Genomic DNA, 10,785 nt, shown 5'->3' on the forward strand with positions numbered 1-10,785 from the left:
GGCTTTGCTATTCGATTGATTTTATCTCACAAACAGTTCAGCCTCTTCTATATAAAGAAGCTAAAAAACGAAAAAAAAGTAACTGCGTAAGTAATGTTCATGCTGATAATGTATGGAGAGTTACTGTTAATGTCAACAGCGCTTTTGTTAAATAACTTAAGCTCTGAAAAATAAATCTATCTCTAGTGGCTATTTTCAACGTTAATTGTGTTGGATTTACTTGTAATAAGCCGTGATTGTTGCATAAATTTGTCTTCTCCCTTTTGTTTTTTTATATAGTTTACAAATAATTTATAAATATGATCTTGGATCTGGTATATTTCTATTACTGGTTCAAATAATAATAATTATTAATAATAAAAAGGTTAGCCTGTGGTGTATCGACGCCCCCCATCTCGTTTCGGGATAAACTCACTTAGCGTCAAGTTGTCATTGTTGATTTCTGCAATATGTTTAATTGCTGGAGTGTGTGCAGCTGCGTTAATGCTCAAATCTGAAGAAAAACAACTGGTTTTTGAAGAGCATGAAGTATTAAAGCAATCTAACGAATTACTTATAAAACAATTCAAAAACTTAATTAACACTAAAATCAAAGTTGCTGAGCAAGCAAATATAGTCGTAGGTGAGCAGCTATTTAGTGATCAGTTATCGTTAATAAACAATAAAGTAAATACGCTGCAATTCAATAATGACGGTACGGTACGCAGCGCCTCTACTGATGGGCTTTCGGCTGCATTTATCCCACAAACTAGCTATACCCCTTTTTATAAACAATTAATATCAGACTCTGAAACGCTCTGGAAAATTATATCGCCAACACTTACTCAAGATTTTTTTAATTTTTACCTAATTACGAAAGATAACTTTATTCGCATAGCGCCGCCTAACGAGGCTTTAAATGCGCCAGCTAATTATACATTTACACAAAGTACGCGCTTTAATTACGCTAAGGCGCTTACTAATCCTCAACATAGGCCTGTTTGGTCTAAAGTTTATTACGATAATATATGGCAAAAATGGGCTATTAGCTTAACGGTTCCTATTTATAAAGAGGGTGAGTTTTTAGGTGTTACTGGCAGCGACATCGCGCTAAAAACATTAATTTCGCAACTGGCAATTGGTGGCAAAGAAAAACACTTAGTGGTATTTGACAGCCAAGGGCAGTTATTAGCGCACCCCAATTTAACCCAATCAAGTTATGCACAATATGGTAAAGCAGGTAAACAGCTACTCCCTGAGGACTTTATTGATCCCACATTACAAGTAATTGTAGATGATGCGATTAAAATGCAACTGCCCGAATATGCCGACTCATTCAAATTAAATAATGAAGCGCATATTATTAATATTCATAAAGTAGATGGCTTAGATTGGTATGTAGGGGTATATAAAAAGCGTTCTTCAACATTCTCAGCGTTAGCAGATTTAAAGATGAAGTTTTTTGGGCTATTTATACTATATGCCATTTTAGTCGCCTTACTCTTACATCAAGCACTTTATCAGCTAGTACTTAGGCGTATACATTCTTTGGTTTATGCTGTTACCAATTTTGGTCAAGGCCAGTTACAAATAGAGTTTCCAAAAGAAAACAAAGATGAAATAGGCACTCTCAACGGCTCATTTAAAGACATGACCATTGAAATCAGAAAGCTAATAGATGGGCTTAATCAGCGTATTATTGAAAAAGAAATTGCAGAAAAAGCAGCCAGGCGACTATCCAAAGCCGTGGCGTTTTCTGGTACTGGTGTGGTGATCACCGATAAAAACTTTGTCATTGAATATGTAAATCCTAAAATGCTCGAAATGACCAGTTTTTCAGAGGAGCACTTTAATCGTTCGCCTTTATTAAGCATTATTGCGAGCGAAATGGCTATATTAATTGATGATATAGATGTTGATTTACGCAGTCGTAATTGTTGGCGTGGCGACACCTTAATTGCAAGCAATAATAAAGCGCCTATTTGGGTTTCTTTAAGTATTTCACCTATTCGTGAAGATGACGGAACAATTACCAGTTACGTAGCCTCTGCGCAGGATATTTCGTTTGTTAAAGAAAGCCAGCGTAAAATGGAGCAGCTTGCTTATTTTGATACTTTAACAGGGCTTGCTAATCGTACCTTTTTTAGAATGCAGTTACGTAAATCGATGGCGCTCGCTGAACGCGGACATTATGCCTTTGCATTGTTTTATTTTGATTTAGATGAATTTAAACGTATTAACGATACCCTAGGCCATAATGCAGGCGATCAATTACTTGTTGAAGTTGCAAATAGATTAAAGCAGCGACTAAGAGCCGAGGATACTATTGCGCGTTTAGGCGGTGATGAGTTTGCTATATTACTCAGTGGCATTGAGCATCAAGAGCATGCAACCGAAGTGGCAAATACCATTCAAAAAACCCTCAATGAGCCTATTCAACTTGGCAGCAACGAAGTTATTATTAGTGCCAGTATAGGCATTACTATGGCGCCATACGACAGCCAAGAAGAAGACCAACTGTTAAAGCATGCCGATTTAGCCATGTATGAAGCAAAAGCAAAAGGGCGCAACACCTTTCACTTTTATAGCCAAGAGCTCAATACTGCGGCAAATGAGCGCTTGTTTATAGAAAACGAGCTACGCCAAGCGATAAAAGATAAACAACTGACGGTTTATTACCAGCCGCAGATTGATAGCCGCACTCAGCTTGTAGTGGGTTACGAAGCATTACTACGTTGGTTTCATCCAACTGAAGGGGCGATTGCACCTACTAAATTTATACCCATTGCAGAAGCTACCGGTTTAATTGTTGAATTGGGAGAATGGGTATTACACCAAGCGTGTAATTTTGCAGTTAAGTTAGAGCGCCAAGGTAGAGCGAGTAATATTGCGATTAACTTATCGGCCAGACAGTTTAAAGATGCCAGCTTATTACCTACCCTGAAAAAAATAATAGCCAGTACACAGGTATCGGCTAAAAGCCTACATTTAGAATTAACCGAAAGTATGCTGATGGGCAATGTAGAAGCCGCTATAGCACAACTACACGAATTAAAGGGACTCGGTGTTTCTATTTCTATTGATGACTTTGGCACTGGTTACTCTTCATTAAGTTACTTGAAGCGTTTTCCGGTGGATATTCTTAAAATTGACCGCTCATTTATAAAAGACATTCCAGACGATAATAACGATATGGCAATAACAGCGGCAATTATAGCCATGGCACAAAAACTAAAACTCGATGTGGTTGCCGAAGGGGTAGAAACTGTGGAGCAAGTAGAGTTTTTGAAAAATAACAATTGCTTCATAGTGCAAGGCTATTATTTTAGCCCGCCAATTGCAGAGTGCGATTTACCCACGCTTTTTGAACGATTAGAGCAAATGGCGAAGGACGAAAAATAAAATTAAATTGCGGGTTTAGCCACCCGCAATTTTTACTTTAAAGGTTAAGCTTTCTAAAATAGCTTTTAGTTTATCGCGATCATCACCTTGTACTTCAATAAGACCGTCTTTTACTGCGCCGCCTTGGCCCATTTTACTTTTCAGTGTTTTAGCTAATTTTTTTAAATCATGCTCTTTAGGATCGACTCCAACTACTAGCATAACGCCTTTACCTTTACGTCCTTTTGTTTGGCGTTCAATACGCACAAACCCGTCTTTAAATAGTTTACCTGCAACTTCTTTCTCTGGTTTTGGTTGCTCTATTCGCCCCGTTTGTGTTGAATATACTAAGTGACTATCGCTCATCATTAACCTATACAAAAATTGAATCAAACAATGGCGTAAATAATAGCAAATTTGTGTATTGATGTTTTTATTTTTGCTAATTAGTTTTAAACAGTTATATTTGATTCAAAGAATATTAATAGGACATAATATGAGTTTAACTAAAAGTATATCGGCCGATGCAGCTACGTTAACAATACATATAAAGGGTAAGTTTGACTTTAATTTAGTGCAATCTTTTCGCCAAGCGTATGCGCAAATAGATAAAAGCATCACTAAAGTAATTATCGACCTCAGAGAAACCGATTACATGGACAGCTCAGCATTAGGTATGCTGCTAAATATGCAAAAAAGCATAGATACACAGGTCAATAAATTTGAGATCAGCAACTGCCAACCACAATTAAAAAAAATATTACAAATATCTCGGTTTGATAAAAAGTTTGATATTAACTAGGGCCTGTTGACCTTTCAGGATTAAAATATGTTCAATCTAGGGGCGATTAAATCGCGGCGCGAGGTTTGTAACCTAGTGGGCTCGATAACTGCTCCTGCGTTATTCTACTGGCTTACATCCATGTAAGAATAAGTAAAAATCGAACAACAAAGAGTTAATCGTCCCTAGAAAGAACCCAAAGGGCAGCGCATGTTTGGCATTTATGCTGCGTTATCGCCTATTTATGGGGAATAACCACACTACATAGGCTCTGCTTTGCCTAAATACCAAACATACTGCTGAAAATTTAACCTCGAAAGATAAATAGGCCCTATGATGCATATTTTAGTTGTTGACGATCAAGCCCTTAACCGAATATTACTGCAAAGGCTATTAACACAAGAAGGCTATACAGTTTCTTTGGCGTATAATGGCGTTGCTGCTCTAAAAATACTCTCGCAAACCCCAATTGATATTGTGCTACTTGATGTAGTAATGCCTATTATGGATGGCTTTGAAACGGCAAAAATAATAAAACAACGCTTTAACGATATTCACTTACCTATTATTTTTATTACGGCACTGGATGATCACGCCAGCTTTGAGCGTTGTTTAGCAGTTGGTGGTGATGACTTTATTCAAAAGCCGTTCGAAAAAGTAATTTTACATGCCAAAATTAAAGCCCACTGCAGAACCCGTGAATTAAGTAAAAAGGCTAATCAGCAAAAAATATTACTTGAGGAGCATCAAAATCAGCGTGAGCGAGAGTATGAAATTATTGAGCATATTTTTAATAACTCCCTCGAAAATCAAGATCAATTTAAAACCCACCTCGATTTTAATTTATCGCCTGCCACCATGTTTAACGGCGATATGTTTTTAGTCGCGCAAAGTCCTATAGGTAATTTATATTGCATGTTGGGTGATTTTACCGGTCATGGTTTGGCGGCGGCAATAGGCGCTTTACCTGCATCGCGTGTGTTTTACACTATGGTTAAAAAAGGCATGGCGGTACACGACATTGCCCGCGAATTAAATTTATTATTATATAATTTACTGCCCGGACATATGTTTTGCGCAGCAACTATTATAGAGCTAAGTGCATCGGGTAAAAGTATATCGGCATGGCTAGGCGGACTTCCCGACACTTACTTAATAGATAAGCAAGGTAATCTTAAAAAAACGCTCGAATCGCAACATATGGCATTGGGTATATTAAACAATCAAGAGTTTGAACATGAGGTTATTCACTTTGAAATAAATGAGCAAACACGGCTTGTACTTGCAACCGATGGCATAATTGAAACAACGAATAAGCAAGGTGTTTTTTTTAGTGAACAACGCTTTATCGAAACCTTAAAAATGAACCCGATGATCAGCAGTGAAAACATCGTTAATAGCGTGAATCAGTTTGCTGATGGCACTAAACAACAAGACGATATAAGCATAGTGTTACTTAATTGTTTGCCACTAAGTGTAAAGCCTGAACCCAGAGAAGCATTTTCTAAATTAGCGTTTAATATGTCATTGAGTTTAGATTCGAAGCAAATAAAAAACAGCGATCCGGTTTATGATTTAGTTAATATACTTAGCAGTATTAGTGGCTTAAAAGCACATAGAGCGAATGTATTTTTACTCCTATCGGAGGCATACAATAATGCGCTTGATCATGGTGTACTTAAATTAGACTCACAATTAAAAGCTCAAGATGATGGCTTTTTTAAATATTACGAATTGCGCGCAAAAAAACTTGCAGAACTTAGTCATGCAAAACTCTCTATAGAGGTAAGTTACTGCCCAGATAGCCTGAGCTTATACTTTACTATTTGCGACAGCGGCTGCGGGTACACTCACCATCAAGATACCCTGTTTGATGACGCAGCTGAGTTTGGCCGCGGGCTGTCACTGCTTGGTGAAATAGCACAGAGAGTGACTTATAACAGCAGCGGGAACCAAGTTGAAATGTGTTATAAGTTGAGCTAGCACTGTAAAAAAATCCATGCTAATATTTGCGCATTATAGAAGTATGGATGGCCAAATGATTGATTCCTATTTACAACAAGCACAACTCAGTGCCGACACCCGTTTAATTTCAGCAGAGCTAACAGCGCTTGAGCAAGCACTTGTAAGCAATAGCTTGCCTGAAGTTCGCTGGGAGTATCAAATTCCACAGCTAGGTGAGGGCGGAGCATGTAGTTTATTTGGTTATCTGCAAGATGAACCGTTTAAGTTAACTACTTACGTAACTAACAATGAGCAAACGCAAACTAAGCTTGCTAACTTACAGGCTATTGTAAACTACATACAGCAGCAAACTGGGGTTGATTGGTATGGTATTTATCAAACACACGATACTGCACAAGGTAAACAGCTTTTAAAGTTAGCTTATCATGGCGCGCCAAGTAGGCCGCTTTTTCCGCTTACAGCCGCTTTTGCCGCGGGCAGTAACAACGTGCAAGTTGCGCTCTCTAAAACGGGCCGTATTATTAATAATGTTGAGCAATACTTAAGCCAAGGGGGGGAGTATTATACTTGCGACCCAAAGGTTAAGTCTGAGGTGTGCTTACCTTTATTTAATAGTAGTGGTGAATGCGTAGGGATTATTGATGCTGAGGCGTTTCATAATGATTTTTTTGATGAAAAAGTCCTCGCAGTTCTAATTGCATGCTGTATTAAAATCCCTCAATTTTTAGTTTAAATAACCTGATCTGCGGATAATAAACTTATCTCAAGCAGCGATTTTCAGTGCTAACTGCGTTGAATTTACTTGCAATAGGCCAGCTATTGACGCGTAAATTCGCCTTGTTTTCACTGAAAACCTCTGGCTAGAGAAAATAAAATTAAATATAACTATGATTCAATACGTTAGTAAATCTCTTAACCAGAGTCCAGGTTAAATAACACAAATCTATTATGTTGAGGTTTTTAATAATGATTTTTGCATGCAAAAGGTATTAACTGTATTAATGGCATGCTGTATTAAAATTCCTCACTTTTTTGTACGAATAACACTAGTCAACATAGCGTGTTTTTATGATAAGCTTAAGCTCACACCAACCCCCTAAATAATGATAAGAGATAGTCAATGTTCTCAGTATTAAAACCATTACCCACAGATCCTATTCTTGGCCTTATGGCGGCCTATAAGCAAGATACTAACCCTAATAAAATTGATTTAGGTGTGGGTGTCTATAAAGATGAGCTAGGCAATACACCGGTACTTAAAGCGGTAAAAAAAGCAGAAGCGTTTCGTTTAGAAAATGAAACCAGCAAATCTTATATTGGTTTAGCGGGTAATTTAGATTACTGTCAAAAAATGGAAAGCTTACTATTAGGTGAGCACAAAACATTACTAGCTAACCGTGTACGTACGGCGCAAGCGCCAGGTGGTACTGGGGCATTACGTGTTGCTGCTGAATTTATTATGCGTTGTAATCCAAAAGCAACAGTGTGGGTAACTACACCAACATGGGCTAATCACATTAGCTTATTTGAAGCAGCGGGCTTAACAGTAAAAGAATACCCTTATTACGATTACGAAAATAAAGATTTACTATTTGATGAGATGATCAACACGCTTAAGCAAGTGCCTAAAGGCGATGTAGTTTTACTACATGCGTGTTGTCATAACCCAAGTGGTATGGATTTAAACGAAGCACAGTGGAAGGTAGTTGCTGAGCTTGCAAAAGAAGTGGGCTTTACGCCGCTTGTTGATATTGCATACCAAGGTTTTGGCTCTTCACTAGAAGAAGATGCACGTGGTTTACGTATTTTAGCTGACGCAGTTGAAGAGTTAATTATTTGTTCTTCATGTTCTAAAAACTTTGGTCTTTACCGCGAACGTATTGGTGCGTGTTCACTGATTGCAAAAGACAGCGCAACTGCTGATATTTCAAACTCAGTATTACTTAGTGTTGTACGAAGTATTTATTCAATGCCGCCAGCGCATGGTGCCGACATTGTAAATACAATTTTAAGCAGCACTGAGCTTACGCAAATGTGGCATCAAGAGCTTGATGAAATGCGTAGCCGTATAAATGGTTTACGTACATTAATTAAAGAAACGCTAGCGACTAAAGACATAGCGCAAGACTTCTCGTTTATTGAGCGTCAGCACGGTATGTTTTCTTTCTTAGGAATTAATAAAGAGCAAATTACTCGCCTACAAAAAGAGTACGGCATTTATATTGTTGGCTCAAGTCGTGTAAACGTAGCGGGCGTGAGTGATGCAAATATTGAATACTTTGCAAATGCAGTTGCCGATGTATGTAAGTCATAATAGTTAAATTATTTAACTAAAAAACCGCACTAACCTTGGGTTAGTGCGGTTTATTTTTGCCTCGTATTTAGAGTCTATGCGTCTATTAAATCTTCAACGCCAACAATTAACCAAGGTGCATCAGTAAGCGTTAAACGCTCTAAATGCCAAATTTCGAAAATAGGTTGTTCTTGTTTATCTGCTAAATCGCGATACTTACCTTTAAAGCGCACACTTACTTGCCACTTGTCAGTCAGCGTATCTGCGCGTACTAGTTCTGCATCTATAAACATTACTTCAGTAGCTACGCTTGTAATTGCTTCGCGCTCTGTTTTAAATTCTGCCACTAATTCTGGGCTTAAATACTCAGCCATAGTATGGTAATCGGCTTCGTTCCATGCATTTTGTAGTGTGTGGTAATGCTCACGAGCACCTTGTAAAAAGCCGTTTGTATCAAAGCCAGGCGGTAAGTTAAAAGGCACATCGTCGCCGTGCGCAGTACTATTAGCAAATCCTGTACTTGTTGTTTGTTCATGCTCAATAGGCGCTTGTTTAAATGCATTTTGTGACATACCAGCACTGGCTAGTTGAGGGGACTGCCTTGCGCGCATAAAGCCACGAACAAGTTTAAATATTATAAAGGCAGCACCTGCAAGTAAAATCATCTCTAGTAGCTGAAACCCTTCAAAATCACCACCTAACATAGCAGCAATTAAGCCACCAGCAAGCAGCCCACCTAATACACCCGCCATAATGCCTTTTTTATTTGATGCTGGCTTTGCCGCAGGCGCAACTGCCTTGGTATCTGTTTGTTGCTTTTGTGCGGTTTGTTGCGTAGCTGGAGTTTTACCACGCTTGCTACTACCAAACTTTTTACGTGCTTGCGCATCAAAGCTTGCAGTTATTAGCAATGCCAACAAAGATAAAATAACGACAAAATTCTTCATGAAAATCCTTAAATAAAATAAAGTGTCGATTATACCTATAGAAATATTATTTACTTTAAAAATCAGTTGGCTGGTTGGTAATATTTAAGGGGCAGGCGTAAATTACTAAACATTAAGCGCACCGCTTAGCAGGTCTAAGCGGTGCAATAAGCTACAAGGTTAAAGCCAGCGAATAGCGCCAGAAACACGTTCATTATACATATTTACCGGCGCACCTAAGCTGGCAATTAATACGGTATCGGCTTGTTGGCCTCTATTAATATGGCCTTCAAATCTGTCATCATGAAAATCGTCAGAGCCCATTTCAAACACTTTATTTTTAGTCGGCACAATAAATACCGTCATAGGGCCAAAGTCAGATTCAAACACTAAATGTATGCCTTTCTCCCCTTTAAAGTCACAAAACATAGCGTAAGTAATTTTACCGGGTAGCTCACTTAATTGTCCGCCAAGTAAGGCGAGCTTTTCATTCACGCTTTGCAGGCTAATTGCTTGTGTTTTATCGAGAGAATTTATCTCGTGATAAACGTGAGCTAAAGCATGCTCACCTGCGCCATAGGGGGTATTTTGCCCAGAACTAAAAAAGAATGCACTTATAGTAACAACAAATGAAGCGGCTAGGGCTAAATGTACTCGGTCAAATTTAAATCGCGATCGCGATGCAATAACATTTTTATTAGCCGGTATTTGCGCTTGTTGCTGTGCTTTTTCTTTTAAAGAGGTGTTTAAAAGAATTCGCTCGGCTAGGTTTTCAGGTACCGGAACGTCATTAGCTGCACTTTGTAAGTATTTATCAAAATCTTTCATGTCGTTAATAAACCGCTGTCGCTCTGAGTTGTCTTTAGCAAACTCGGTAAGCTCATTATCAATATCGTTTGGCTGCGCAATAGTGCGGCGACGAAACTCAAGCTCATCCATTATTTTGATGCCCCTTTAAGTTGCTCATCATCACGGCTTAAAGCCTCTTTAAGTTGGTTTCTAGCACGGTAGAGACGTGTCATTACCGTGTTTTTATTTAAATCGAGTATATTTGCAATTTCTTCGCCTGAGCAGCCCATTACTACTTGCAGTAATAACGGCTCTTTGTATTCATCAGGCAAGAGTGCAATTTGGCGCTGAATAACAGTTTGCTCCATTTCATCGTCTAAAGAGTGGCTGCTTTCATCAACCAATAATTCATCTTCTATATCGCTATAATCAAATTGTTTGCGCTCAAATCGTCGCGCGTTTTCGCGACGTAAAATCGTAAGTAACCACGACTTTGCTGCTTTTTGATCCAGCAAAGAGTCGAGCGAGCGCCAGGCACGCAAAAAAGTTTCTTGTACTAAGTCATCGGCAATGTGTGGATCACGGCATAACCAATAGGCAAAGCGGTAAAGCTCTTTATGGTAAACATGAACCAAGGCTTCGTAGCGCTTTTGCTTTTGTGCCATATCAAT

General features: G+C 38.6%; 9 protein-coding genes. 5 read left to right on the top strand and 4 right to left on the bottom strand.

The window, feature by feature from the left end; genetic code table 11:
* Positions 1 to 372 precede the first annotated feature (372 nt).
* Entirely contained in the window at positions 373 to 3,381 is a 3,009-nt protein-coding gene (locus tag PTRA_RS04795) for a bifunctional diguanylate cyclase/phosphodiesterase (RefSeq protein ID WP_099046586.1), read from the top strand.
* Positions 3,382 to 3,396: 15 nt separating this feature from the next.
* On the opposite strand, the gene PTRA_RS04800 is transcribed toward PTRA_RS04795, so the two are convergent.
* Complete coding sequence (locus tag PTRA_RS04800; protein WP_011327641.1) at positions 3,397 to 3,726, bottom strand: SUI1 family translation initiation factor; 330 nt, start codon at positions 3,724 to 3,726, stop codon at positions 3,397 to 3,399.
* Positions 3,727 to 3,856: 130 nt separating this feature from the next.
* On the opposite strand from PTRA_RS04800, the gene PTRA_RS04805 reads away from it, so the two are divergent.
* The 4 genes from PTRA_RS04805 to PTRA_RS04820 all read left to right on the top strand — a co-directional run bounded on the left by PTRA_RS04805 (position 3,857) and on the right by PTRA_RS04820 (position 8,420).
* A complete protein-coding gene (locus tag PTRA_RS04805) occupies positions 3,857 to 4,162 on the top strand; it encodes an STAS domain-containing protein (protein WP_011327642.1) in 306 nt (101 codons plus the stop codon).
* A gap of 312 nt (positions 4,163 to 4,474) precedes the next feature.
* Positions 4,475 to 6,124, top strand: a complete 1,650-nt coding sequence (locus tag PTRA_RS04810; protein ID WP_058372893.1) for a SpoIIE family protein phosphatase — start codon at positions 4,475 to 4,477, stop codon at positions 6,122 to 6,124.
* Between the two features lie 55 nt (positions 6,125 to 6,179).
* Positions 6,180 to 6,839 carry a GAF domain-containing protein gene (locus tag PTRA_RS04815; protein WP_058374526.1) on the top strand — a complete coding sequence of 220 codons (660 nt, stop codon included), beginning with the start codon at positions 6,180 to 6,182 and terminating at the stop codon, positions 6,837 to 6,839.
* Between the two features lie 387 nt (positions 6,840 to 7,226).
* Positions 7,227 to 8,420, top strand: a complete 1,194-nt coding sequence (locus tag PTRA_RS04820; RefSeq protein ID WP_058372894.1) for an amino acid aminotransferase — start codon at positions 7,227 to 7,229, stop codon at positions 8,418 to 8,420.
* 74 nt (positions 8,421 to 8,494) lie between these two features.
* Here the strand turns inward: PTRA_RS04820 and PTRA_RS04825 are convergent, their stop codons facing one another.
* The 3 genes from PTRA_RS04825 to PTRA_RS04835 form a co-directional block, all read right to left on the bottom strand.
* Positions 8,495 to 9,346 (bottom strand): Tim44 domain-containing protein, encoded by an 852-nt coding sequence (locus PTRA_RS04825; RefSeq protein ID WP_058372895.1) that lies wholly within the window; start codon positions 9,344 to 9,346, stop codon positions 8,495 to 8,497.
* 159 nt (positions 9,347 to 9,505) lie between these two features.
* Positions 9,506 to 10,264 carry a DUF3379 domain-containing protein gene (locus PTRA_RS04830; protein ID WP_058372896.1) on the bottom strand — a complete coding sequence of 253 codons (759 nt, stop codon included), beginning with the start codon at positions 10,262 to 10,264 and terminating at the stop codon, positions 9,506 to 9,508.
* Positions 10,264 to 10,779, bottom strand: coding sequence for a sigma-70 family RNA polymerase sigma factor (locus tag PTRA_RS04835; RefSeq protein WP_231613562.1), 516 nt, complete (start codon positions 10,777 to 10,779; stop codon positions 10,264 to 10,266). Before PTRA_RS04835 ends, PTRA_RS04830 begins: the two co-directional genes overlap by 1 nt.
* Positions 10,780 to 10,785 lie beyond the last annotated feature (6 nt).

It is taken from the genome of Pseudoalteromonas translucida KMM 520 (assembly GCF_001465295.1).
In the GTDB taxonomy this organism is placed as follows: Bacteria; Pseudomonadota; Gammaproteobacteria; order Enterobacterales; family Alteromonadaceae; genus Pseudoalteromonas; species Pseudoalteromonas translucida.